We start from the raw sequence: 25,872 nt of genomic DNA on the forward strand, positions 1-25,872 counted from the left end.
CAAGGCAACGCCCGACCTTGTGAAACCCGATACAGCACCACCGATCCAGATCGGCGAGTGCGGACAGATCCTTGAAACCCTCAAGGGACCGCTGCCAAGCTACTGCAAATTACAGATCCTGAGCCTAGAAAATCGCGCTCGATATCCCGTGGCGACACAGCGCCATCTTCCCATTACGTCGTCGGTTTGGCCGCCGCGAATTTTTCGATCTCGTCCATCGCCAGGCCCGAATGGGCATAAGCGCCCCCTGCCCGCATTTCAGCCGCGACCCAGATCGCCTCGGTCAATTCCTCGGGGGCGGCTCCGGTTCGGAGCGCTGCTTTGGTGTGGCCCCGGATGCAATAGGGGCATTGCGTGACATGCGCGACGGCGACAGCGATCAGATGCTTGGTCTTTTCGGGAAGCGCGCCGTCCGCGAACACCTTCTGGCTGAAGGCGTGAAACGCCGCTTCGGTTTCCGGCGCAAGCGCCCGACGCATCTTCGCCAGATCCCGTGTATCCGATGGATATAAATCTTCCGGCATTTTTCGCCTCCATTGCAAGCCCGGCCGATCAGGGTCGCCGCACGCTTATAGCCCGCTCGGATGCCGTCTCGGTCCAGATGCCTGCCGGATGACGCTGAATGGCCGCAACCGCCAGGCGGTGCCGAGCTATACGCCTTCGGCCAACAAAATCCGAACAAGCACCTGAAAAACAGCAGTCGGCATCGGAAAATCGGGAATCGACGACGGCCTGTTCTTTCTACGACCCGGCCTTACGCATCAGCAAGATGATCCATCATGGCAGCAACGGGCGGCACGACCAGCACGTCGGCATCGGCATGGGCGAGTACGTGCGACGCAACGCTACCCAGAACGAGTTGCGCGAGGCGCGAATGACCTCGGCTGCCCACCACAATAAGATCGCTCTCCAGCCGCTGCGCATAAGCAACGATGGCGGAGGCGGGTGTCGTCTCTATCGGAATACCCGCGACGCGAGCGACAATATCGGCCTCCTTCACCAGCGCCGCCAGCTTGCGCTCCGCTTTCTCCTGCTCCGCGAGCATATGTTCTCGCACACCGGCCATCGAAATCGACGACGCCTGGAGCATCATATCCACCTGCGGCGTGGCAAAAGCATGAACGGCCACACAGTCGCCGACGGTAAAACCGAGTTCGCGTGCCGTCTGAAGGATCGCCGGTGACGACGCCGAAAAATCGATCGGAAGGAGCGTACGGCGATAGGGTCGCTTGGCCGGGCAGCGCACGAGCAGAACGGGCGTCGATACGCGCCGTACAATCCGCTCGGCAGTCGTCCCCGTGAACAGCCGACCAACCGTGCGGCGCCCCGGTTCGCCGAGCACCAGCAGATCGGTCGCTTCGGCCGCCGTCGAGATGACATCGCAAGGATCGCCACGCACGACATCCACGCGCACGCCCTCACCTCTCCCGCCAACGTCGGCAAGCTCCTGCTCCAACGCCGTGCGCGCGGCGGCTTCTTCACCTGCACAGACATGGAGCACATGCAGCGCCCAGCGGTTCGCGCGCGCGAGAACGGCCGCGCGGCCAACCGCCCGTGCCGACCGATCGGAAAGATCGGAAGCTACAAGGATGGTCGTCATGTCCGTGCTGCCCTTTTCACACATATTGGAACAAGATAAACGCACGCCCGCCAATCACAATCTTGTCTCCTGATCGCGCGATATCCGCAGCCATCCGACGATGCACGCAGGATCGGCGCGCTGGCGGCCGAACGGCAAGGATTGGGTGCGTTGCCGACAGGCGGGGCACGATCAGCACCGTTTCCATGAGCCCGACAAGCCCGTCGCGAATGCGCGCTACGCCCCCCCGATGGTGCCGTCGGTCTCGGCCGACATGCGCTCGATGATCGGACAATCTGGCAGGTCGTCGCCGTGGCAGCGTTCCGCCAGTTCCAGCAATGTCCGGCGCAGAGCCTGAAGCGCTTCGGCTTTACGCCCCAGTTCTTCGGCACGGGCGATCGCCAGCGCCTTCACCTCGGCGCTGGCGCGCTGGCTGTTGCTCCATAGCCCGAGCAGGCCACGGATATCCTTGATCGGAAAACCGAGATCGCGCGCATTGGCGATGAACCGCAGGCGATGGACATCGGCATCGGCATAGTCGCGATAGCCGTTATCCCGGCGCAGCGGCGCCGGGATCAGGTCGATCTTTTCATAATGGCGGATCATGCGCTGTGAGACGCTGCTCGCTTGTGAGGCCGCACCGATATTCACGCTTTCACTCCCTTGAGACGCACCCGATTGAGGCGCAGTGCATTGGCGACGACGCTGAACGAGGACAGCGCCATCGCTGCTGCCGCGATCATCGGCGACAGCAGGACGCCGAAGAACGGATAGAGCAGCCCCGCCGCGATCGGCACGCCCGCCGCGTTATAGACGAAGGCGAAGAACAAATTCTGCCGGATATTCGCCATCGTCGCCTCGCTGAGCTGGCGCGCGCGGACGATGCCGTTGAGGTCGCCCTGGAGCAGGGTCACGCCCGCGCTTTCCATCGCGACATCGGTGCCATGCCCCATCGCGATGCCGACATCCGCCGCGGCGAGCGCCGGCGCGTCATTGACCCCGTCGCCGGCCATGGCGACGACACGTCCCTGCTGCTTCAGTTTTGCCACGACCGCCGCTTTCTGATCGGGCAGCACGTCCGCCTCGACCGCATCGATGCCGAGGTGACGCGCGACGGCTTCGGCCGTAGTGCGATTGTCACCCGTCAACATCACCACCTTGATGCCATCGGCGCGCAGCGCGGCCAGGGCTTCCGGTGTCGTCGGCTTGATGGGATCGGCGATCGCGAACACGCCTGCAACCCGGCTGTCGATACCCATGAAGATCGCGGTGGCGCCATCCGCGCGAAGCTGATCGGCTTGCGCGGCGAGCGACGCGGTGGCGACGCCCTCTTCGTCGAGAAAGCGGGCATTGCCCAGCGTAACCCGCTTACCTTCGATCCAGCCCATCGCGCCCTTTCCCGTCGGCGAATCGAAATCGCTGACCGCCGGGATCGCGATCTCACGGGCCAGTGCGGCATCGACGATGGCCAGCGCCAGCGGATGCTCCGACGCGCGTTCGACCCCGGCGGCGATCCGCAGCAGGTCGTGCTCCTCAAAACCCTCCGCAGCGATGATCCGGGTCACGGCGGGTTTGCCTTCGGTCAGCGTGCCGGTCTTGTCGACGACCAGTGTGTCTACCTTCTCCATATGCTCCAGCGCCTCGGCATTCTTGATGAGAACGCCAAGCCCTGCCCCGCGCCCGACGCCGACCATGATCGACATCGGCGTCGCCAGCCCCAGTGCACAGGGACAGGCGATGATCAGCACCGCCACGGCCGCGACCAGCCCGTGTGCCAGGCGCGGCTCCGGTCCCCAGATACCCCAGGCGACGAAAGCAATCACCGCGACGGCCAGCACGGCGGGAACGAACCAGCCCGCAACCTGATCGGCCATGCGCTGGATCGGCGCTCGCGACCGCTGGGCTTCGGCGACCATCTGGACGATGCGCGCGAGCATGGTGTCGCGCCCGATCTTGTCGGCGCGGATCACCAGCGCGCCGCTCTGGTTCATTGTCCCGCCGATCACCGCGTCGGCGACCGTTTTGGTGACCGGCATCGATTCGCCCGTCACCATCGATTCATCGAGCGCCGATCGCCCTTCCTCGACCACGCCATCGACCGGCACCTTTTCGCCCGGCCGCACCCGCAGCCGGTCCCCCACCGCGATCAGGTCGAGCGAAACTTCCTCGTCGCTGCCATCCACCGCGATACGCCGCGCGGTTTTGGGCGCGAGGTTGAGCAGCGCCTTGATCGCACCCGAGGTGCGTTCGCGCGCGCGCAGTTCTAGAACCTGCCCCAGCAGCACAAGCGTGGTGATCACCGCGGCTGCTTCGAAATAGACCGCGACCGTCCCATCGCCAGCCCGGAATGCCGTCGGGAAAATGCCGGGCAACAGCGTTGCGACCACGCTATAAGCCCAGGCAACCCCCGTCCCCATCGCGATCAGCGTGAACATGTTGAGGTTGCGCGTCTTGAGCGAAGCCCAGCCACGCTCGAAAAAGGGCCAGCCCGCCCACAGCACCACCGGCGTCGCCAGCGCGAACTGGAGCCATGTCGACAGTTGCGCAGGGACAAGGCGATGCAGCGCCGGAAACAGATGGCCGCCCATCTCGAGAACAAAGACGGGAAGCGCCAATACCAGCGCGATCCAGAAGCGACGCGACATGTCGGTCAATTCGGCACTCGGCCCGGTGTCGGCGGTGACCATTTCCGGCTCGAGCCCCATGCCGCAGATCGGGCAGGCGCCGGGATGGTCCTGCCGGATTTCGGGGTGCATCGGGCAGGTCCAGATCGCCCCCGGCGGGGCATCCACCACCCGGTCGGCCGCCGGGATCAGGTAATATGCCGGATCGCCGACGAATTTCACGCGGCACCCGGCGCTGCAAAAATGATAATCGTCGCCCGCATGGGTTGCATGGTGCGCTGTCTTTTGCGGATCGACGGTCATCCCGCACACCGGATCGACAGTCAGGCCCACCTGCTCATGGTGTCCACACCCGCCATCGGCCCCCGCATGCGCGCTATGGTTCGGTTCCGCCATCAATCGTCTCCTTCGCTCGCGGGGCAATCTGGGGTCTGACATCATGTCAGAGTCAATAGCCGCTTGACCCTGACATTGTGTCACATGCGATAAGCGCGCCGACTCGAAAGGGATTGAGCCCGCGTGCGCGCCAGATGGACACAGAATGAGGCCGGCAAAGCCCGCGCTGATCGGCGGACGGGCCCGCTTGTGCTGTGGCGGCGCATCGCCGCGATGGTGATCGCCGTCACCCTGTCCGTCATGCCGCTGACCATGGCGAACGGCGCGGCGATGGCACATGCGACGCCAGCGCTAGCGCCAGCGATGGAGCATTGCGCCGGCACGCACGAACCATCGTCGGACAAGCAGCGTGGCAGCATGATCGATTGTGCGATCGCCTGCGCGGTGGTGCAGCCCGTCGCGCCGCAGATATCCGCCGTGCCGGACAAAGTTCGACCGGCGCCGGCATCCCTCCCCAGCCCGCGGCTCGAAGGCAGCGACCCGCACACCGACAGCCCACCACCACGCGTCTTTCCAGAAGCTTGAATCCAACCAATCTTCTGGAGATCGACTCATGAAAATCCTTCTCACCGCCATCGCACTTGCGGCGGCGACCCCGGTCGCCGCTCAAGCCGCCACGCCGGCCGATGCGGATCATCATGCACCAGCAGCCAAGGATTGCTGCTGCTGCGATTCCGCAACCGACAAGGCCGACGTCACCAAGAAGATGGATTGCTGCGACAAGGCGAGCAGCGATGCGCCCGCCGCCCAGCATTCGGAACATAAATCCTAGAAAATCGAGCCGGGCGAGCGGCCGTTCGTCGCCCGCCCGGCGCATCGACCTTCTAGGCTCCTGAAAAATCAGGAACTCATTGGATATAATCATGACACACCTCATTGAACGCCGCGCCTTGTTGAAGGCCGGGTCGTTTGGCATCGCGGGGCTGGGCGCGATGGGGCTCGTCCCGGCCTGGGCGCGCACCGGCTCGGCGGGCCTTGCCCCCACCCTCCCCATGCTTTCGGGCGAGGATATTCATCTCAGGATTGCCGACAGCACATTCACCGTCGGCGGGCGCAGCGGCCATGCTGTCACCGTCAACGGCGTGCTGCCGGCACCGCTGATCCGCCTGCGCGAGGGGCAGGATGTCCGGCTTCATGTCGAAAATCAGCTCGACGAGGACAGTTCGATCCACTGGCACGGCCTGTTGCTGCCGTTCCAGATGGACGGGGTGCCCGGCCTGAGCTTTCCCGGCATCAAGCCGCAGACGACCTTCGTCTACGAATTCCCGGTCCGCCAGAGCGGTACCTATTGGTATCACAGCCATTCCGGGCTTCAGGAGCAGCAGGGCCATTACGGCCCGATCGTGATCGATCCCGCCGATCCCGATCCGGTTGCCTATGATCGCGAGCATGTGATCGTGCTCAGCGACTGGACCTTCCTGCACCCCCACCGCCTCCTCTCCAGGCTCAAGGCCGAGGGCGGCTATTTCAACCGCCAGCGCCAGACCTTGCTTGGCATGGCGAAGGGCGGGCCCGAAGAGGCGATGTCCGCATCCGACCGCGCGATGTGGGGCGCAATGCGGATGGACCCCACCGATATCGCCGACGTGACGGCCGCGACCTACACCTATCTGGTCAACGGCCACGGGCCGCAGGAAAACTGGACCGGCCTGTTCCGCCCCGGCGAGCGGGTGCGGCTGCGCATCATCAACGCCGCGGCGATGACGATCTTCAACGTCCGCATTCCCGGCCTGTCGATGACGATGGTCAGCGCCGACGGCCAGAATGTGCGTCCGGTAGCGGTGGACGAGTTCCAGATCGGCAATGCCGAGACCTATGACGTGATCGTCGAGCCGACCGAGGACAAAGCGTTCACACTCGTCGCGGAATCGATCGACCGCTCGGGCATGGCGCGCGCGACGCTTGCTCCCCGGCTGGGCATGATAGCGCCGATCCCACCGCTTCGCCCGCGCCCGACGCTGACCATGAAGGACATGGGCATGGGCGGGATGGACCACGGCGCGATGGATCATAGCGCGATGCCGGGGATGGACCACGGCGCAATGGCGACAGCAGACCATGGCAGTTCCCATGCGATGGGCGGCATGAACATGCGCGACAAATCGACGGTGCCCGCCAGCGTCAAAGTGGGTGTCGGCGTGGACGCCATCGCCATGGCGCCGGTCGATCGTACCGGCGATCCTGGCCTCGGGCTCGAGGATGTCGGCCACAAGGTGCTGACCTATCGCGACTTGATGGCGCTCACCCCCAACCCGGACCAGCGCCCGCCGCACCGCACCGTCGAGGTCCATCTGACCGGCAATATGGAACGCTTCATGTGGTCGTTCGACGGCGAAAAATTCAGCGAGGGCGTCGAGCCCATCCGCTTCGAGCGCAACGAACGCGCGCGGGTTGTCCTGATCAACGACACGATGATGACCCACCCGATCCATCTGCACGGTCATTTCTTCGAACTGGTGAACGGCCATACCGGCAGCTACCCGCGCAAGCACACCGTCAACGTGCTGCCGGGCGGCAAGGTCAGTTTCGACCTGACGGCGGATGCGCCGGGCGATTGGGCGTTCCACTGCCATTTGCTGCTCCACATGCACGCGGGCATGTTCCGCGTCGTCACCGTCCGCCCGCTCGGGGGAGACGCGGCATGAAATATCTCCTGGCGATATCTATCGCGGCGACAGCAACGCCCGCACTGGCACAGCACCACCATCATGGCGCCGCGCCGCAGGAACCGGCCGCCCCGCCTGCGCAACATCAGGAGGGTGAAGGCGCTGCCGATCCCCACGCAGGGCACACCATGCCCGCCGAACCCGCTACAGCCGCAGAGGCGCACGCTGGCCACAGCATGCCGTCAGCACCGTCAAAAGACGCGTACCATGCGCATGCCGGGCATGAACCCGGCATTCCCGACCCGCCGGTCGGGCCACCCTCGGCTGCGGCTCTCAGCGGCCCCGATCACGCCGCCGATGCTCTCTTCGGCACGCCGACGATGGCCGTGGCGCGCGAAACCGTCCGCCGGGAACATGGCGATATCAAAGGCAGCATGATCCTGATCGACCAGCTCGAAGCGGTCATCGGTAACGGCAAGCATGGCTATGCGTGGAACGCGCAGGGCTGGTACGGCGGCGATATCGACAGGCTCTGGATCAAGACCGAGGGCGAGAGCCGCTTCGGCGAGCGTTTGAAGGGCGCCGAGGCGCAGACGCTCTGGAGCCACGCGCTCGATCCGTGGTGGAACCTTCAGGCGGGCGTTCGCCACGATTTCCGGGCCGGACAGGATCGCAGCTACGCCGTCGTCGGTATCCAGGGCCTTGCGCCTTATTGGTTTGACATGGACGGTGCGCTGTTTCTCTCGGACAAGGGCGATATCACCGCGCGCGTCGCGGCGGAATACGACCTGCGTCTGACCCAGAAACTGATCCTCCAGCCAACGGTCGAATTGAACTTCGCCGCGCAGGACGTTCCCGACCTGGGCGTCGGCGCCGGTCTCTCCACCGCCGAATTGGGGTTACGGCTGCGCTATCAGATCATACCCGAGTTCGCCCCCTATGTCGGCACGGCCTACGAACGTGCTTTTGGCGACACAGCAGATTTTCGGCATCTGCGGCAAGAACAGGCAGGAGGGTGGAATTTCCTGATCGGAATCCGGGCCTGGTTCTGACGGGCGATCGTGTTTCGGCATCGGCGCGTATCGCCGATGCCGACCGGTCCGCCATGCCGCATTGCGATGCCGGTTGCGGTGGTAGGTCACGAGCGACCAGGCCTCGGCCGGGTTGCGTCGACAGGATTCTAGGGTCCTGACCCTAGGATAGAGCCTCGAACGACAACCCATCGTTGAAACGGGCCCGGGTCATCCTTGCCAACTGCTCGAAATAGTCGACCGGGCCGCCGCCATAGGGGGCGTTGAGATCGGCGCGCTCCGCCGCCGCCCCTTCAAAATTCAGATAACCAGGGGTGCAGGTCGCATGAAATTCGCGTCGCGCAGCTGACAACTCGCGGCATTGGCTTACCCACCGATCTTCGGCCTCTCGCGTCGGTTCGACAGCACCCATCCCGGCCTCCATACAATGGGCTACCAGATCAGCAATGTAAATCGCCTGCGTATCCGCGGTATGGAGATAGTTGAGTGAAATGCCGGCTTGAACCACCGACAGCATAAAGAAGTTAGGAAAGCCGTGCGCCTGCATTCCAAATAGAGTTCGGGTGCCGTTTGCCCAAGCGGAGTCGAGTGACCATCCATCGCGCCCTGTAACCGAGATGCCGGTTTCACGCGTATAGCTGGTCATAAAATCAAATCCGGTCGCGTAGACAATGCAATCGAGCGGATATTCGACGCCATCGGCTACCAACCCGCTGGCGGTCACCCGCTCGACACCTTTCCCGGCGGTATCAACCAGCGTCACATTGGCTCGGTTGAAAACGTCCAGATAATCATCGCTAAAGCCGGGGCGCTTGCAGAAATAATGATAATATGGCTTCAGTGCCTCGGCGGTAACGGGATCTCTGACGATCGCATCGATGCGCTTGCGCACGATTTCCATCTTCAGAATCTCGGCTCGTTGCTTCGCCTCCGCGTCAAGCGCCTTGGTTTCGCCAGCGTCGGCTTTGCGGAACAGGTCGGTCATGCTGTCATTGACCATGTCCTCTTCCTGCAACACACCCGAGGTCCAAAGTGTAAAGTTCATCATCCGCTGTCGCTGCCATCCGGGCGGCTGCGAACGAAACCATTCGATATCCGTCGGGCGATTGCCGCGAATATCGACTGAACAGGGGGTTCGTTGAAACAGATAGAGATGATCGGCATATTCGGCGACGGCGGGCACGCACTGAATACCGGTCGACCCGGTACCGATGATGCCAACGCGCTTCCCCCTAAGGCCGATGAGTCCCCCCGTCGCATCGCCGCCGGTAACGCCATAGTCCCAACGGCTCGTATGGAAACTCGGCCCTTCGAAATTTTCGATGTCTGGAATGCCGGGTAATTTGGGACTGCTGTACAGGCCCGTCGCGGAGATAACGAACCGCGCCTCGATCAAATCGCCCCGATTGGTTGTTCCCAGCCAACGCTGCCGCTCATGGTTCCAGACAAGGGTACGCACCAACGACTGGAATAATGCGCGAGCGTACAACTCGTATTTCTCGGCGAGCAGACGGCACTGCTGGTGTATTTCCGCGCCGCGCGCATATTTCTCGCTAGGAACAAATCCCGTTTCTTCCAGCAACGGCAGATAGATATAAGCGTCGACATCGCACCGGATGCCGGGATAGCGGTTCCAGTACCACGTGCCGCCGAAATCGGCGCCCTTTTCCACGATGACAATGTCGGTGATACCGCGCTTCGCCAGTTGTACCGCGGCCAACAGCCCGCCAAAGCCTCCGCCGATAATCAGCGCATCGACCGTCCGGGTTACGGGTTCACGATCGAAATCGGGCAACGCATTGGGATCGGTATCGAATGCGGCGAATTTGCCGGTCAACGACTGATATTGGTTATTCGCATCGACGCGAAGGCGCTTTGCGCGCTCCTCAGCATATTTACGGGACAGCGCGTCCAGATCGATATCACTCATTCAACTGTCCCGAAAATTCACACGCCTATGCGACGGGCCGGGTTCTCCAACCGGCGAGCGTCTTTGCGGCCGCGCACAGATCCACGACAAGGCTGCGTGCATCCGGGACAACGGGGCAGCGGGCGATGGCATCGGCGATGCCCCCGCCCGCCCCGAACGGGTTACGATAGCGCCCTGACCCGCGAACCGCCTCATCAGAAACGAACGGTGCCTTGCAACATAAGTGAACGATATTCATCCATCCAGTTGAGCGAGCGGGTGACCCCGGTGATCGCCGGAGGCAGACGGATCGCTGCGCCGACGGTCTTCTTGTTCAACAGATTGCGACCGATCAGTGCGATGTTCCAACGGTCGCCCTTTGGACCGAACTGAAGGCGCGCGTCCAGCTTGGCCCAACCATCCTGGACGCCCCAGATCGGGCTGTAGCCATCGGCCACAAAATAGTCCGACCGGAAGCTGGTATTGGCATTCGACACGAGCCTGAAATCGCCGAGGTTCAATGTGTGGCGCACGCCGACATTGCCACTCCATTCCGGCGCAAACTGCAACGGGAGCCCCGCGATGTTGTGTGCGGCGATACTCGCTGGATCGGCGGAATTGCATTGCGCGAGCGTTTCGTAAGCAAGGCACGGCGCGCCGGGATAATCGACAAACTTCGCATCGAGATACGCTATCGACGCATTGAACTGCAGATTGCGCGAGGGCGCGAGTTGCATATCGAATTCGACGCCCTGCGATCGCGCCTTGGCGGCATTGCGGGTAAAGAAGGTGCGACGATCCGGATCGTAAGCGGATTGCTGCAAGTCTTCGAATTCGGTGCGGAACACCGTCACGTTGATCGTTGCACGGCCGTCCAGCACCGTCGATTTGATGCCTGCCTCATAATTGGTCGATCGTTCCGGACGGAACTGAAAGCCGTCGGCGGCAACATTATAAGTGTTCGACACGAAGCCGCCCGATTTCGAGCCGCGCCCGAAGCTGGCATAGAACATGACGTCAGGGGCGAGATCAGCCTGAAATGTCGCCGACGGATCAAGATAGCTCTCGCTGAGGCTGCCGCGTCGTTGCGGCCCGATGGCATTCAAGGGCGACCCCGAAACCGTACGGGAATCGAACACCGCATCCTTCGTCGTGTGCGAATAGCGCAGCCCAGCGATCAGGCGCAAAGCAGGAGTGAAATTGAGCGTCCCTTGCCCATAAAAGGAATAGGCATCGCCCTTCTGATTGAAATCGGTCGATTGGTGGCCAGTGATCGTGCCACCGATATCGCGATAAAAGCTGTCCTGATGCAGGTCGTAGTCGGAATGATCGTAATAGACGCCAGTCACATATTCGAGAAAGCCACCAGTGGGCGAACTCAGGCGCAGTTCGGCCGACCATTGCTCGAAGCGCTCGGGAAAGCCGTTGCCGAATTTGGCATTGGCGTCGCCCGGCGCCACAATACCGTCGGGGTTGCGTTCATCATATGCCGTAAAACGGCGCGTATCGAATGTCGACAGGCCACCGATCGCGGTGATCGTGTGCTCGCCGACCTCGACATTAGCGGTGACCACCCCATTCCAGGATTTGATTCCGCTATGTTCGTCTCTGCCGGCACCGGCATAATTGTCGGAGACATACCGAACATCGCCAGCCTTGTCGAAATTGGTGCGCTGGGTCAACGAACCGGTAACATTGACGCCACCCAATAACAGGTGACGACCATATTCAACCTTACCGGTGATATCGACACCCGTTGCGGGCTGCCAGACCAGCGTCAACCTGGCCAGTTCGTCGCGCAACTGGGGATCATCGTCGCCGTCGAACAGGTTGCGGATATAGCCGTCCTGACGCGTGATCTTACCCGCGAACCGGGCCTTCAGGGTCTCTGACAGCGGGCCGCTGACCACGCCCGACACCTCATAGCCCTCGCGCTCGACATCATAGCCAGCGCTGACATAGCCTTCGAACATGGCGCTCGGCTTCGCCGAGACCAAACTGATGGCGCCGGCGGCGGTGTTGCGACCGAACAGCGCCCCCTGCGGGCCGCGCAGCACTTCCATCCGCTCAAGGTCGAAAAACGGCGCGCTGAACTGGGCACCACGACCACCGTAAATGCCATCAAGATAGACCGACACTTCCTGATCGAAGGCGACGTTGTTGGGGCCGGACCCAAATCCACGAATGAAGACGACAGGATTGACGCCAGAGTTCAGCACCGACAGGTTCGGCACATAGCCCTGGATCGAGCGAAGGTCGGTGATCTTCATCTCGTCGAGCGCCGCACCGCTGATCGCAACAATCGAAACGGGCACATCCTGCAACCGCTGCTCGCGCTTCTGCGCTGTGACAATGATCTCGTTCAGGCCTGAACCCACGCCATCGTCGGCCTGCACATCCTGCGCCTGAGCCGGCGTGCCAACCACGAGCGCCATCGCAAACAGGCTGACCCCGGCAAGCTTGAATCTATTGGTGGCGATCATCTTCGTCCTCTCCCCCCGATGATGGGTATCATTGCCCTTTGGTTAGCGGAGGCGATAACTGATTGCATGCATATTACCAAATAGATTTTGGAGAGCGCTGTAAAAAATCGCTAAACTTTCGTATTTTTGCTTTTGATCGAAAAATTTTTGGATGCATATTATTGAAAAGAGGAAGCGGATGCGCCTGAAAGACAAACGGATCATGGTAACCGGCGCGGCCAGCGGCATTGGCCGCGCATGCGCGCGATTGATGGCCAAACAGGGCGCGCGGGTCATCGGCGCGGATATCGACGCGCAGGGCCTGGAGACGCTGAACCGCTGCGATGATCCGGTCGCCACGATACGCATGGACGTGGCGACGGAGGCCGACTGGGCTCGCACCGTCGCATTTGCGTCGGATGCGCTGGGCGGGCTCGATGCAATCGTCCACAGCGCCGGTATCGGGATAGGCGGCGATCTGACGACACTCTCGCTCGAACGCTGGCGCTATCAACAGGCGGTTAATCTCGATTCTGCTTTTCTCGCGATCAAGTACACATTGCCCCCGCTTCGCGAAGCGGGAGGTGGCTCGATCATCTTCATCGCCTCCGTGACAGGCGTGCGGGGATCAGCGATTTTCGCACCCTATGCGGCGAGCAAAGCGGGCGTCATCGCCTTGATGCGTTCGGCCGCCAGGGCGAGCGCCCTCGCCGGAGACGGCGTGAGGGTAAATGCCATCGCGCCCGGCGTGATCGACACCCCGATCTTTGAGCGAATGGAAGGCGTGGACGCCGTTGCGGCCGACCCGCGCGCCACGGCGCGGCAGCTCGTGCCACTGGGGCGTCCGGGGCAAGCCGAGGATATCGCCCATGCAGCCATCTATCTTGCGAGCAACGAGGCGAATTACATCACCGGCATTGTCCTGCCGGTCGATGGCGGACTGTCGATGAGCTAGGCCGGCTCCCCCTGAAGCCGCCGGGCCAGCGCCGCGGCCCGGGATCGGCCGGCAAGAATCAGGATCATCGCCAGCCCCAACGCCGCCGCGGACGTCACGGCCAATGCCTTGCCGATTCCGGTCGGTCCGCCAAACACGTGATCGGACAACAGCGCCGTCGCGGTGGGCGCAATACCGAGGCCCGCGATGGTGACCACCGCCCCGTACATCGCCGCCATCATCCCGCGCATCCGATTGATCGACAGGCTTTGCACCATCGCCGCCTGCATACCGGCGACCATACTGGCGGCGCACATGCCGGCAACGAACAGAAGCATGGCCAGCATGGCAGATCCGGCCAGATAGGCACCGATAAACAACGGTGCCTGCAATACGATCGCGCCGAGCGTCACCAGCACCGGCGCATCAACTCGACGCAAACGATCGCAGATCACACCACCCAGCAGCACGCCGAGCGTTCCGAAGCCGCCATAGCCCACCCCGAACAGAATGCCGACATCGGCGGGGCTGAGTGCGTGCAGACGCATGAAATAGGCCGGCCCCCACACGGCGAAGGCATAGCCGCTGACCCCCAGCAAGGCATAGCCGCCGAACATCAGCGCGAACACGCTGCCATTGCTGCGAACATGCCCCCAGACTTCACGATAGCTGGGGGGCAAGGCGGACTCGCTGGCGGCGTAGCGCCGTACCGGCTCGTGAACGGTAAGCGCGAACAGCGCCGCAACCAGAAGCCCCGGCAGCCCCACCACGACGAAGACAACCTGCCATGGCGCGGCATGACACATTAGCGGCAGACACGGCTCGGTAGTCATCGCCCATTGGACGACCATGCCGCCGAGCAGGATCGCGAGCCCTCCGCCGATCGACGCGCCGCAAGCATAGATCGCCATACCAACGCCCCGTTTACGAAGCGGGAAATAGTCCGCGATCATCGAATAGGCTGCCGGGTTGAGGCTCGCCTCCCCCACCCCCACCGCCGCGCGCGCGACAAACATTTTCCCGAAATTTCCCGCCAGCCCGCACGCTGCCGTCGCCAGGCTCCAAAGCGAAATGCCGACGACCACGGCATTGCGCCGCCCTCGCACATCCACCCAGCGCCCGAACACGAAGGCAAAGGCAACATAGCAACTCGCAAAAGCCGCACCCGCCAGCAAACTGACTTCGGTGTCGGTGAGGCCGAGATCCGCGCGGATCGGATCGATCAGCAACGCAAGCACCAGCCGATCCAGAAACGACAACGCGCTCGCCAGCATCAGGCATGCAACGACGTAATAGGGATAGAACCGCGCCATCATCGCCGCTCCGGCAGCGGCATCGGCTCGCGATCGACGAAGCGATAGCCGCATGGCGACGGCATTTCCACCACGCGCTCGTCATAATCGTCATGCTCAAGCCGAAGCGCCCGGATCATGCCGGCGTTCATCATGAACATCGACGCGATATAGGTCAGCTCGATCAGTTGCTCTTCATCGAAATGCTTCTGCAGCTCGGCGAACAGACCGTCGGGCGTGCGACCATGATCGAATGCAAGGCAATCGGCATAAGCGAGCACGGCCCGCTCCGCGGCATCGAACCCGTCGAATAGCGCCCAGTTCGGAATCATGGCCAGCGCCTCTTCCGAATAGCCGAGGCCACGCAAAATCTTGCTATGCTCCGAAAACATCCACCGGCAGCCGCAAGCCCAGCCGATCCGGGCAATCGCCAGTTCCATATAGTTGAGCGGAAGCTTCCGTTTCTTGGTCTGCTTGATGTAAAAGCCTCGCACCGCATGTTCGAGGATGTCGGGCGCATGCGCGAGCACCGCCTCATAATTGCCGGGCGCCCCCGATGCCGTGACGCCCGGATCCGTCGCCGGATCGCGACCGGGAAACTTTCGATCGTACATGAACAGGACGAGCGGATCGTTCGCCTCTTCGCGGCTCACCAATCGCAGCCTTGGCATCGTCCCCACCCTCTCGCGTCACGTCCCAGGCGCGTATTTCTGTTTATAATAATATGCATTTTGTCGCTGAATGCGTTATGCCACCCCGCAATTCAAGATAATTTGCCTGTAAATTTGCGATATTCAACAATCGCCGCAATTACGATTGCATGCAAAAATGAGATCGCTATGACTTGATCGCGCCGGCTCGGCCGAACCAGGAGACGCATGTTGAGCGATACGGGCGCCTTGCTCGCCGAAATGACCGAACGCTTCCTCGCCGAACAGGTCGACGATCGCGTGATGCGCGCCGCCCGTGCCGGCACCTGGCCGCAACGCGCGTGGGACGCCGCGTGCGCGCAGGGACTACCGCTGGCACTCGTGCAGGGCGAGCAGGGTTTCGATATTCCACTCGACGAGGGCCTGGCGCTCATTCGAATGCTCGGCCGCCACGCTGTTCCCTTGCCACTCGCCGAAACGATGATTGCGAATGCCCTGTTGGCGCGCGCGGGACTCGGGACCGCCGAGGGGCCCGTAGCGCTCGTCCCGCAATGTACGGACGTCTTATTCCAACGACAGGACGGCGTCTGGCGCGCCACGGGTGATGCGAAGCGTATCGCCTGGGGCCGCAATGCCAGCGCGTTGCTGCTCGAACATGACGGCCGGATCGGGCTGGCGACGTCGGGATTCAGCGCGGTCGAACACGGCACCAACCTCGCGCTGATGCCACGCGATCAGATGCGGATCGATTCGTCGGTGACGCTCGCTTTGCTGCCGTCGATCACGCTGATCGAGGCCGGGGCAGTGATCCGCACGCTCGCCATGGCAGGGGCGCTGGAAACGCTCGTGGCGTTGACGATCGCGCATGTCTCGGAACGGGTGCAATTCGGCAGGACTCTTTCGGCTTTTCAAACCGTGCAGCACGCGCTCGCGCAACTTGCGTCGGAAGCTGCCAGCGCATCAGCCGCAGCCGACCTTGCCGCCGATGCGTTTACGAACGCGAGCGCCCACCCCAACGTCGCGATCGCCGCGGCGCGGTCGCGTATTGCCGAAGCAGCCGGAACGGCGATCAAGATCGCCCACCAACTCCACGGCGCGATCGGATTTACCGCCGAACACCGCCTTCATTGGTTCACGACGGCGCTGTGGAGTTGGCGCGACGAGTTCGGCAGCGCCGCATGGTGGACACGCCGTCTGGGCGTCCAGGCGCTCGGTTATTCCAAAGCGGCTTATTGGCCGTTCATCACGTCGGTTTGAGGCACATGCTCCTTTTCCCTTCCCCGCCTGTCGATTCGGCCGCAACACAATTACGCGACGACATCCGCGCGTTCCTCACCGCCGAGATTGCAGGACGAACCCCGCTGCAGCGCGCCGAGAGTTGGAACGGTTTCGACCGCGATTTCAGCAAGGCGCTTGGCGCGCGCGGTTGGCTCGGGATGACCTGGCCCAAACAATATGGAGGGCACGAACGGTCGAGCTTCGATCGTTATGTCGTGGTCGAAGAGACGCTTGCGGCCGGCGCACCGGTATCGGCGCATTGGATCGCCGAACGCCAAAGTGGGCCGACATTGCTCAAATTCGGCACCGAGGCCCAAAAAGAAGCGATTCTGCCGCGGATCGCCGCGGGTGACTGCGTATTCTGTATCGGCATGAGCGAGCCCGATTCGGGTTCGGATCTTGCCGCCACGCGGACGCGCGCGGAGCGGGTCAACGGCGGATGGCGCGTCACCGGCACCAAGCTGTGGACCACCAACGCCCACGAAGCGGATTATATGATCCTGTTCTGCCGCACGGCGGGCACCCCCGCGGACCGGCACAAGGGAACCAGCCAATTGCTCGTCGACATGAAGGCGACAGAAGGCATGACGGTGCGCCCGATCCTCGATCTGGCGGGCCAGCATCATTTCAACGAAGTTCATTTTGACGACGCCTTCGTGCCAGAATCGGCACTGATAGGCACCGAGGGTGAGGGCTGGACGCAGGTCATGAGCGAATTGGCCTTTGAACGCAGCGGACCCGAACGATTCCTGTCGTCGATCCAGTTGCTGGTCGAACTGATCGCGGCGCTGCAGGGCAGCGACAGCTCGCTGGCGCACATGACGATCGGCCGGCTGACGGCGCACCTGCTGATTCTGCGCCGCCTTTCGCGCGGGGTTGCGACACTGCTGGAAGCGGGTGAAGACGCCTCGATCCACGCCGCTATCGTCAAGGATCTGGGCGCCACCTTCGAACAGGATCTACCCGAGATCGCGCGCAATCTCGTCGATGCCGAGCCGGATCGGCAATCCACCCGCGATCTGCTCGCGGTTTTGGCGTACACGATGATGAGCGCGCCCTCCTTCTCGCTGCGCGGCGGCGCGCGCGAGATCCTGCGTGGAATCATTGCCCGGGGGCTCGGCGTACGATGAACAAGATCGAACTGGTCGAAGTTTCCGCGCGCGACGGATTGCAGAACGAACCGCGCGTATTGGCCACATCCGACAAGGTCGAACTGGTCCGCCGGGCGATCGGCGCCGGCGCCCGACGGCTTGAAGTCGCCAGTTTCGTTCATCCCGCCAAGGTTCCGCAGATGGCCGACGCCGAAGCTGTGATCGCGGCGCTGCCATCCAACGCCGCACGCTATATCGGGCTGGTGCTGAACAAGCGGGGGGCGCTGCGCGCGTTCGACACCGCGATCGACGAAATCGGCGTGGTCTGCGCAGCCAGCGACACGTTCGGCATGCGCAATCAGGGATTGGATACCGAACAATCGCTTGCGATGGCGTGCGAGGTACTGGCGCTGTGCCGCGCCCAGGGACGCCCCGGGCAGGTAACGATTGCGGTGGCGTTCGGCTGTCCATTCGAGGGCGCCGTCGATCCCGGCAAAGTCGTTGCCATGGCGCGACGGATTGCCGCCGCGGGTGCGATCGAAGTCGCGATTGCCGACACGATCGGAATCGCACGGCCCAACGAGGTCGAGCGGCTGGCGGCTGACGTTGCCGCAGCGATTGCACCACTGCCGCTGCGCGTCCATTTCCACGATACGCGCGGGATGGGTGTCGCCAACGCGATCGCGGCGGTCCGCGCGGGCGCGGTAACCGTCGACGCCGCGATCGGCGGCACGGGCGGCTGCCCGTTCGCACCCGGTGCTGCCGGAAATGTGGCAAGCGAGGACATCGCATACGCTTTCGACGACGCGCTCGATATCGACATTGAGCAATTGGTCGAGGCGGCTGGCTGGCTCAATGGGTTGCTCGGGCGCGAGCGCACCAGCGCCATTGCGCGCGCGTTTGCCAGCCGGGCCTAGCGCCGAGCAACTTTCACGTCAGGTTAGCGCCGACAGCACCCGCTGCCCCCTGTGTGTTGCGCCACTAAGCGGGGGTAACCGCCATGTCGGATCGCTGGCTCTCTGAACGTCAATCCTAATCCGGAAACTGGATGCCCTCGCGCCCCTTGTCGCGCTGTGCAGGCGCGACGAGCGACGCCGCATCCACCTCAAGGCCGAGCCAGCGGTCCAGAATCTCGGCCGTATCCTGCCCGACGTCGCGCGGTGCCGGGCGACGGATGCTTGCCGGCGTCAGCGAGAGCTTGGGAAACGTGCCTTGCATTCTGGTGGGGCCCAGCACCGGATCATCAACGGTAACGATCGCGTCGCGCGCCGCGTAATGCGGATCGTTGAGCATATCCTCCGCATCGTACATGCGGCCGGCGGGCACGGCATGCGCGATCATTTTCGCTTCGACTTCCGCCACCGTGTGCCGCGAGGTCCATTCCTCGACGATTTGATCGAGTTCGTCCTGATGAACGCCCCGCGCCACGTGCGTGAGATATCGGGGATCACACGCCAGATCAGGCCGGTCCATCGCCTCGCACAATCGCGTGAAAACGCTGTCCTGATTGGCGCCGATCAGGAATTCGCCGTCTTTGCAGCGATAGACGTTCGATGGTGCGATGCCTGGCAATTTCGATCCGGTACGCTCGCGCTTATGCCCGGCGACCGCCCATTCGGGGATCAACCCTTCCATCACCTGCAGCACACTCTCATACAACGCGGCGTCGACAATCTGGCCCTGCCCCGTCTTGTCGCGATGATGGAGCGCGGCGATCGCGCCGAGACACCCATAAGTGGCGGCAAGCGTGTCGCCGATCGAAATCCCCATTCGCGCCGGGGCAAGATCGGGAAAGCCCACGATCTTGCGCCAGCCCCCCATCGCTTCGGCGATCCCGCCAAAGCCGGCGCGCGTTGCATAGGGGCCCGTCTGACCGTAACCCGATACGCGGACAATGATCAGCCCCGGATTCTCTGCCAGCAACTGTTCAGGCCCCAGATTCCAGCGTTCCAGCGTACCCGGCCGAAAATTCTCCACCAGAATGTCCGCACGGCCAATCAGCGCGCGCGCGAGTTCCTGCCCGGCCTCCACGCGCAAATCCGCCGCGACCGAATATTTGTTACGGCCGATGACACGCCACCAGGTCGGCGCGCTTCCTTGCCCCCATTGCCGCATCGGATCGCCGGTGCCGGGCTGCTCGAGCTTGACCACCTCGGCGCCCATGTCTCCCAGCAACTGACCACAGAACGGCCCGGCGATTAGCTGGCCGAGCTCGACCACGCGGATGCCATCCAACGCACCACCAGAGAGTGTCGACGTCATTGTATCTTTCTTAGCTTGCATGAATTGCCTTCGTGGCCATGTGCGCCTCCAGTCCCTCCGGACCATCCTCCGATCCGAAGCCGCTTTCATTGAGCCCGCCGAACGGGGCATCGGGCCAGGATGTGCGAACGTTGTTGATCGCGATCATGCCGGCCTCGATCGCGTCACCAAGGATGTTCTGCCGCCGCCCATTCTCGGTGAAACAATAAGCGGCGAGGCCATAAGGAAGCCGATTGGCCTGCTCGATCGCCTCCTCTATCGTTGCAAAGGGCCGCAGCAGCGCCAGCGGCCCGAAAGGCTCGTCATTCATCGCCATGGCATCGAGCGGCACATCGCCGAGCACGGTGGGCTGAAAGAACCAGCCGGGGCCTTGCCGACGGCCGCCTCCGGCCAGCAATGTGGCCCCCATGCCACGCGCATTCTCGACCATCGCCTCGATCGCCGCAGGACGGCGGGCGTTGGCGGTCGGTCCCATCTCGGTCGCTGCATCGCGCCCGTCGCCCACCGCAATCCGGCCGGCGCGCGCCGCGAATCCCGCCGCGAACCGCTCATAGATGCCTTCCTGAACATGGAACCGCGTCGGCGAGACACAAACCTGCCCGGCGTTGCGGAACTTGTGCGCCACAAGCGCATCGAGCGTGGTATCGAGATCGCAATCGTCGAAGACGAGAACAGGCGCGTGACCGCCCAACTCCATCGTCATCCGCATCACCGTATCGGCTGCGAGGCGCATAAGGTGCTTGCCCACCGGCACCGAGCCAGTGAAGCTCAGTTTGCGGGTAATGGGAGACGCCAGCAGCGTCCGCGAGACAGTATCGGGTACACCGAAAACAAGCTGCGCAACATCGCCGGGCAGCCCGGCGTCCTGGAAGCAGCGCATCACCGCGATCGCGCTGGCCGGGGTTTCCTCGCTCGGCTTGAGGATGACCGAGCATCCCGCGGCAAGCGCCGGTGAAAGCTTGCGCACCGGATTGATGATCGGGAAATTCCATGCACAGAAGGCGGCCACAGGCCCCACCGGCTGACGAACCACCAACGAACGCAAGCCGGGCGACCGCGGCAGCACGCGTCCGTAATTGCGCACCGCCTCACCGGCGTGAAATTCGAGAATCATCGCGGCGCCGATCACTTCGCCCCGCGCTTCGGCGAGCGGCTTTCCCTGTTCGAGCGTGGCGATCCCGGCCAGCGTGTCGGCACGTTCGCGAAGCAACGCCGCGGCTTTGTTGAGCACCGCGGCGCGCGCCTCGGGCGGTGTTGCGCGCCATGCGAGGAAACCACGCTGCGCGGCTTCAAGCGCGTCACCCAGATCCTCCGCCGTCGCCAGAGGAAGTTCCCCCAGCAGATCGCCCGTGGCCGGATTGAGCACCGGCTGGGAGTCGCGCCCGGTCGCGTCACGCCATTCGCCGGCAATGTAGAGCTGCATGTCAGGCAGCGACCCTATGGTCATTTCCAAACGCCCCTCTGCTGCCAGCAAGGCCGGCCAATGTCGCTCACCATGCGTGTCGGCTTCCCCAACCGCACAACAAGGCTTTGACTAGATTGCATGCAAATGGCAAGTGGGGTCTGAAAAGAAACGACGCGCTGCCAACGATCAGAGGGCGGCGGCACGACGGAGGATGCGCCAGATTGGCTTACGAAATTCATAACAATCAACCACCTGCGACCGGCGCGGTGATCGATGAAGTCAAAGCCCAACCACCGCGGCCGACAAATGATTTGGATACGGTGCGCCTTGCCGAGTGGATGAAAGACGCCATCGACGGCTTTGCCGGGCCGCTCACCGTATTGCGGTTCGCGGGCGGCCAATCCAACCCCACCTACCAACTGCACACGCCCGCCCAGCGCTATGTGCTACGGCGCAAACCCGCGGGCCGATTGCTGGCGTCGGCACACGCCGTCGATCGAGAATTTCGCGTCATGGAGGCACTGGGCCGTGCGGGCTTCCCGGTTCCGCGAGCCTATGCACTTTGCGAATCCGAAGCGGTGATCGGCTCGGTCTTTTATGTGATGGCGATGGTCGACGGGCGGATCCTGTGGGACGGGCGCCTGCCCGACGCCACGCCTGACGAACGCCGCGCGATCTACACCGCCGAAATCGATACGCTCGCCGCCCTTCACCGCATCGACCCGCAAGCAATCGGCCTCGCCGATTACGGCAGGCCGGGCAATTATTTCGCGCGGCAGTTGAAGCGCTGGACGACGCAATATGTGGAGTCCAGCGGCCCGCGATACGACACGATGGACCGATTGATCGCCTGGCTACCGACGCACCTGCCCGCCGACCGCCCGGCCCGTATCGTGCATGGCGATTATCGGCTCGACAACATGGTCCTCCACCCTACCGAACCGCGCGTGCTGGCGGTGCTCGATTGGGAGCTTTCGACGCTGGGCGATCCGATCGCGGACCTGACCTATCTGTTGATGCATTGGGTGACGCCCCCGCACGAGCGCGGTTCGCTTTCGAACCTGGATCTCGAAGCCTTGGGAATCCCCACGCTCGACGAGATGCTCAGCCGCTATCTCACGACGACCGGCGATCGGCTGGGCGCACCGCTCGAATGGTATCTGGCTTATAATCTCTTTCGGTTCGCCGCGATCCTCCACGGCGTGGCGGCGCGGGGCCGTGCGGGCAACGCCAACAACGCCCGGGCCGGCCTTGCCCAGACCCGCGTCGGTCCACTCGCCGAGGCCGCATGGCGCTTCGCGCAAAAGCTGGGAAGCGAGGCATGACGTGGCCCGCGCGCAGCATGGCGGAAACACTGGCGCTGCTTACGGCGCCGGGAGCGCCATTCGAGATGGCCGAGATCGATGCGCTGGGGCGTTCGGTACGTAGCTACGTACGCACACCGCCCAACCTGCGCGCGGTATTCGACGCCAGCCGGAATTTCGGCGACCGCGACCTGATTGTGTATGAGGGCGAACGGCTCAGCTTCGACGCACATTGGCGTGCGGCCACCGCCTTCGGGCGCGCGCTCAGTGAGGATTTCGGCGTGCGCAAGGGCGATCGCGTCGCGATCGGGATGCGTAATTACCCGGAATGGTCGATCTGCGCCTGGGGCGCGCTGGCGATCGGCGCAGTGGTGGTGCCACTGAACGCCTGGGAATCGCATACCACGCTGTCGCTGCTGCTCGAGGATTGTGGCGCGCAGATCGCGATCGTCGATGGCGAGCGGTTCGAGCGCTTACATCATGCGCAGCCGGGCGCGGTGCCCTTGATCGTCGCACGTGACGACGCCCCTCCCGGGGCGGTCGCCCTCGCGTCGATCATCGGCATACCGGAAAACTATGCCGCGCTGCCGGAGGCGCCCCTACCCGACCCGGCGCTGGCGCCTGACGATCTTGCCACGATTTTCTACACCTCGGGCACAACCGGACGCCCCAAAGGGGCAATGGGCACGCATCGCAACATTCTGACAAACCTGCTCAATACCGGCTTCCGTGCGATGCGCGCAGCGGTCAGACGCGGCGAGCCGGTGCCTGCCGGCGCGTCGACGACGCCCCGCCGAACGCTTCTGCCGATGCCGTTTTTCCACGTCACCGGGTTTCATTCGACCCTGCTTCCGGCAATGGCAAACGGCTCGACGATCTACCTCATGTTCAAATGGGACACCGCCCGCGCGCTCGAGATCATTGCACGCGAACGAATCAACGGGCTCAATCTGGTTCCCACGTTGGCGTGGCAGCTCTCCGATGCCATTCGTACCGGCACTGTCGATACCACGAGTGTCGATACCGTCGGTTACGGGGGAGCGGCGGCGGCCCCCGAGTTGGCGCAACGGATGCGGGAAGCGTTTCCCAACGGCTATCCCGGGCAAGGCTATGGCGCCACCGAAACCTCCTCACTCGTTGCGGCGAACAGCCATGAAGACATGATGGCGCGCCCCGGCAGCGTCGGGCCGCCCGTGCCATGCTGCGATATCCGCATCGTCGATACCGCAGGGCACGACGTACCAACCGGCGAGGACGGCGAACTATGGGTGCGCGGCGCCAATATCGTGGCGGGATATTGGAATATGCCCGAGGCCACCGCCGAATGTTTCGCCGACGGCTGGTACCGAACCGGCGACATCGCGCGGCGCGATGCCGAAGGATTCATCACGATTCTCGATCGCGTGAAGGACATGCTGATCCGTGGCGGCGAGAACATATATTGCGTCGAGATCGAAGAATGCCTCGCCAGCCATGCCGACGTCGCCGAAGTGGCCGTGTTCGGTATGCCGGAGCGGGTGCTCGGTGAAGTGGTGGGGGCAGCAATACGTCTGCGAGAGGGCGCCACCGCCGACCGCGAAGCCCTTGCCGAGCACGTGAGGGCACGGCTGGCCGCCCACAAAGCGCCAGTGGTGATCGATTTTCACGCAACGCCCCTGCCGCGCAACGCCGCCGGCAAGCTGCTCAAGCGCGAATTAAAGGCGGCACTGCTCGACCGCATGACGCACCCCGATCACGCCACACAGGAGAAACATTTGTGAACGATCAAATGGCAGCTGCGCTGGCAGCCGGAGAGCGCCTGTTCCACACGGTCGAGCATGGCGACCTGGAGGATTTGCGTGAAATATTCACCGACACGGCGGTGGTTTGGCACAATACCGATGAGAAACTGACCGACGTCGAGACGACCATCAGCAATCTGAAGAAAATCCGATCGAGCGCGACTGTTTTCCAATATACCGACATCAGGCGCGAACCGACGCCAAACGGGTTCGTCCAGCAGCACGTACTGATCGTGGAGATGGCCGATGGGCGCCGCATGCGCGACCTGGCCTGTTGCATCTGCCGCGTCGAAAAGGGGCGTATCGCGCACATGGACGCCTATCATGATTCGGCCGTCGTCGACGCGATGGCGCACAAACAGCCGAGCGCTCGGGGCTGATGCGGCTCGAAAACAAGGTCGCGCTTGTCACCGGCGGCGCCGCCGGACTGGGGTTGGCCATCGCGCTGCGGCTCCAGGCCGAAGGCGCCAGCGTTATCGTCACCGATCTGGAGGCCGCGCGCGGCGGTGCCCTATCCGCCGAACACGGCTTCACCTTCCTCGAACAGGACGTGACGTCGGAACGCGACTGGGCACGGGTGACAGCGCATATCGAGGGCTCGCGGGGACGGCTTGATATTCTGGTGAACAATGCGGGCTATGTCGGATCGCACACCCGCGGCAATCCGGAAACCACGGCGATCGACGACCTGCGCAAGGTATTCGGTGTCAACGTCGAGGGGACGATGCTCGGCTGCCGGGCCGGCATCAGAATCATGCGGCGCAACGGCACCGGCTCGATCATCAACATCGCGTCGGTGGCATCAGAAACGGCGACGCCGTTCCTGCTATCCTATGGTGCAGCGAAGGCCGCGATACGCCAGATGACCAAATCGATCGCCCAATATTGCTGCGAGCAAGGGCTGCAGATCCGCTGCAACTCGGTCCACCCCGGCAATGTGCGGACCGCGATGTGGGATCGCAATGCGAGCGAGATCGCGACCGCCAGGGGCGTTTCGCTGGAGGATATCGCGACGGATACGCTCGTCCGGATCCCGATGGGACGTTTTCAGACACCGGAAGACATCGCCGCCGCCGTGGCGTTTTTCGCATCGGACGATGCGCGGCACATTACCGGCACCAAGATGATCGTCGATGGCGGCCGCACCGACTGTGATTCGTATCACTTGAGCGGTCGTTTCCGGCAGGGGTTGCTCGCGTCACCGCTCAGCCCGCGATGAGCGACCGGAGAACATATCCCCCGGTCGCGCATTAACCAGATCCTCGACC

The 25,872-nt window shown here is 63.3% G+C and carries 22 protein-coding genes; 12 read left to right on the forward strand and 10 right to left on the reverse strand.

The genetic code is table 11. The features are described from left to right. Positions 1 to 173: 173 nt before the first annotated feature. The 4 genes from NFE57_RS11555 to NFE57_RS11570 all read right to left on the reverse strand — a co-directional run bounded on the left by NFE57_RS11555 (position 174) and on the right by NFE57_RS11570 (position 4,599). On the reverse strand, positions 174 to 479 hold the full coding sequence (locus NFE57_RS11555) for a carboxymuconolactone decarboxylase family protein (RefSeq protein ID WP_252135736.1): 306 nt from the start codon (positions 477 to 479) through the stop codon (positions 174 to 176). A gap of 275 nt (positions 480 to 754) precedes the next feature. Beyond that, the gene (locus NFE57_RS11560; protein ID WP_252135824.1) at positions 755 to 1,645 is read right to left on the reverse strand and encodes a universal stress protein; all 891 of its coding nucleotides are present in this window, start codon (positions 1,643 to 1,645) and stop codon (positions 755 to 757) included. Between the two features lie 171 nt (positions 1,646 to 1,816). Then, positions 1,817 to 2,230 carry a Cu(I)-responsive transcriptional regulator gene (gene cueR / locus NFE57_RS11565; RefSeq protein ID WP_252135737.1) on the reverse strand — a complete coding sequence of 138 codons (414 nt, stop codon included), beginning with the start codon at positions 2,228 to 2,230 and terminating at the stop codon, positions 1,817 to 1,819. Further along, on the reverse strand, positions 2,227 to 4,599 hold the full coding sequence (locus NFE57_RS11570; protein ID WP_252135738.1) for a heavy metal translocating P-type ATPase: 2,373 nt from the start codon (positions 4,597 to 4,599) through the stop codon (positions 2,227 to 2,229). Before NFE57_RS11570 ends, cueR begins: the two co-directional genes overlap by 4 nt. Positions 4,600 to 4,788: 189 nt before the next feature. Here NFE57_RS11570 and NFE57_RS11575 point away from each other — a divergent pair, with 189 nt between their 5' ends. The 4 genes from NFE57_RS11575 (at position 4,789) to NFE57_RS11590 (ending at position 8,257) form a co-directional block, all read left to right on the forward strand. Further along, positions 4,789 to 5,124, forward strand: coding sequence for a hypothetical protein (locus NFE57_RS11575; protein WP_252135739.1), 336 nt, complete (start codon positions 4,789 to 4,791; stop codon positions 5,122 to 5,124). A 28-nt stretch (positions 5,125 to 5,152) separates the two neighbouring features. Further along, complete coding sequence (locus tag NFE57_RS11580; protein WP_252135740.1) at positions 5,153 to 5,371, forward strand: hypothetical protein; 219 nt, start codon at positions 5,153 to 5,155, stop codon at positions 5,369 to 5,371. 91 nt (positions 5,372 to 5,462) lie between these two features. After that, entirely contained in the window at positions 5,463 to 7,244 is a 1,782-nt protein-coding gene (locus NFE57_RS11585) for a copper resistance system multicopper oxidase (RefSeq protein WP_252135741.1), read from the forward strand. A 149-nt stretch (positions 7,245 to 7,393) separates the two neighbouring features. Continuing rightward, complete coding sequence (locus NFE57_RS11590) at positions 7,394 to 8,257, forward strand: copper resistance protein B (RefSeq protein ID WP_252135742.1); 864 nt, start codon at positions 7,394 to 7,396, stop codon at positions 8,255 to 8,257. 142 nt (positions 8,258 to 8,399) lie between these two features. Here NFE57_RS11590 and NFE57_RS11595 read toward each other — a convergent pair whose 3' ends face one another. Both NFE57_RS11595 and NFE57_RS11600 read right to left on the reverse strand, forming a co-directional pair. Beyond that, positions 8,400 to 10,166, reverse strand: a complete 1,767-nt coding sequence (locus NFE57_RS11595) for a flavin-containing monooxygenase (RefSeq protein ID WP_252135743.1) — start codon at positions 10,164 to 10,166, stop codon at positions 8,400 to 8,402. 194 nt (positions 10,167 to 10,360) lie between these two features. Beyond that, positions 10,361 to 12,628 (reverse strand): TonB-dependent receptor, encoded by a 2,268-nt coding sequence (locus NFE57_RS11600; protein ID WP_252135744.1) that lies wholly within the window; start codon positions 12,626 to 12,628, stop codon positions 10,361 to 10,363. 178 nt (positions 12,629 to 12,806) lie between these two features. Here NFE57_RS11600 and NFE57_RS11605 point away from each other — a divergent pair, with 178 nt between their 5' ends. Beyond that, a complete protein-coding gene (locus NFE57_RS11605; RefSeq protein ID WP_252135745.1) occupies positions 12,807 to 13,562 on the forward strand; it encodes an SDR family NAD(P)-dependent oxidoreductase in 756 nt (251 codons plus the stop codon). Here the strand turns inward: NFE57_RS11605 and NFE57_RS11610 are convergent. Next, complete coding sequence (locus tag NFE57_RS11610) at positions 13,559 to 14,908, reverse strand: MFS transporter (protein WP_353653915.1); 1,350 nt, start codon at positions 14,906 to 14,908, stop codon at positions 13,559 to 13,561. The two genes, NFE57_RS11605 and NFE57_RS11610, sit on opposite strands and share 4 nt — an antisense overlap. Then, positions 14,854 to 15,486: a carboxymuconolactone decarboxylase family protein gene (locus NFE57_RS11615; protein ID WP_252135747.1), complete on the reverse strand. Its 633-nt coding sequence runs from the start codon at positions 15,484 to 15,486 to the stop codon at positions 14,854 to 14,856. Before NFE57_RS11615 ends, NFE57_RS11610 begins: the two co-directional genes overlap by 55 nt. A gap of 225 nt (positions 15,487 to 15,711) precedes the next feature. On the opposite strand from NFE57_RS11615, the gene NFE57_RS11620 reads away from it, so the two are divergent. From NFE57_RS11620 to NFE57_RS11630, 3 genes are read left to right on the forward strand one after another with little or no spacing between them, the layout of a single operon-like run. Further along, on the forward strand, positions 15,712 to 16,740 hold the full coding sequence (locus tag NFE57_RS11620) for an acyl-CoA dehydrogenase family protein (RefSeq protein WP_252135748.1): 1,029 nt from the start codon (positions 15,712 to 15,714) through the stop codon (positions 16,738 to 16,740). Next, positions 16,629 to 17,891, forward strand: coding sequence for an acyl-CoA dehydrogenase family protein (locus NFE57_RS11625; protein WP_252135749.1), 1,263 nt, complete (start codon positions 16,629 to 16,631; stop codon positions 17,889 to 17,891). Before NFE57_RS11620 ends, NFE57_RS11625 begins: the two co-directional genes overlap by 112 nt. Then, positions 17,888 to 18,769, forward strand: a complete 882-nt coding sequence (locus NFE57_RS11630; RefSeq protein ID WP_252135750.1) for a hydroxymethylglutaryl-CoA lyase — start codon at positions 17,888 to 17,890, stop codon at positions 18,767 to 18,769. The genes NFE57_RS11625 and NFE57_RS11630 overlap by 4 nt, the downstream gene beginning before the upstream one ends. A 115-nt stretch (positions 18,770 to 18,884) precedes the next feature. Here NFE57_RS11630 and NFE57_RS11635 read toward each other — a convergent pair whose 3' ends face one another. Both NFE57_RS11635 and NFE57_RS11640 read right to left on the reverse strand, forming a co-directional pair. Then, positions 18,885 to 20,114 (reverse strand): CaiB/BaiF CoA transferase family protein, encoded by a 1,230-nt coding sequence (locus tag NFE57_RS11635; RefSeq protein WP_252135751.1) that lies wholly within the window; start codon positions 20,112 to 20,114, stop codon positions 18,885 to 18,887. A 10-nt stretch (positions 20,115 to 20,124) separates the two neighbouring features. Further along, positions 20,125 to 21,561, reverse strand: a complete 1,437-nt coding sequence (locus NFE57_RS11640) for an NAD-dependent succinate-semialdehyde dehydrogenase (RefSeq protein WP_252135752.1) — start codon at positions 21,559 to 21,561, stop codon at positions 20,125 to 20,127. A gap of 278 nt (positions 21,562 to 21,839) precedes the next feature. Here NFE57_RS11640 and NFE57_RS11645 point away from each other — a divergent pair, with 278 nt between their 5' ends. The 4 genes from NFE57_RS11645 to NFE57_RS11660 are packed head-to-tail and all read left to right on the forward strand — an operon-like array spanning position 21,840 to position 25,823. Next, on the forward strand, positions 21,840 to 22,844 hold the full coding sequence (locus NFE57_RS11645; protein ID WP_252135753.1) for a phosphotransferase family protein: 1,005 nt from the start codon (positions 21,840 to 21,842) through the stop codon (positions 22,842 to 22,844). Next, positions 22,841 to 24,583, forward strand: a complete 1,743-nt coding sequence (locus NFE57_RS11650) for a class I adenylate-forming enzyme family protein (RefSeq protein WP_252135754.1) — start codon at positions 22,841 to 22,843, stop codon at positions 24,581 to 24,583. Before NFE57_RS11645 ends, NFE57_RS11650 begins: the two co-directional genes overlap by 4 nt. Next, the gene (locus NFE57_RS11655; protein ID WP_252135755.1) at positions 24,580 to 24,984 is read left to right on the forward strand and encodes a nuclear transport factor 2 family protein; all 405 of its coding nucleotides are present in this window, start codon (positions 24,580 to 24,582) and stop codon (positions 24,982 to 24,984) included. The genes NFE57_RS11650 and NFE57_RS11655 overlap by 4 nt, the downstream gene beginning before the upstream one ends. After that, positions 24,984 to 25,823, forward strand: a complete 840-nt coding sequence (locus NFE57_RS11660) for an SDR family NAD(P)-dependent oxidoreductase (protein ID WP_252135756.1) — start codon at positions 24,984 to 24,986, stop codon at positions 25,821 to 25,823. The genes NFE57_RS11655 and NFE57_RS11660 overlap by 1 nt, the downstream gene beginning before the upstream one ends. The last annotated feature ends 49 nt before the right edge of the window (positions 25,824 to 25,872 follow it).

The sequence above is a fragment of the Hephaestia sp. MAHUQ-44 genome, from assembly GCF_023806085.1.
Classification (GTDB): Bacteria; Pseudomonadota; Alphaproteobacteria; order Sphingomonadales; family Sphingomonadaceae; genus Sphingomonas.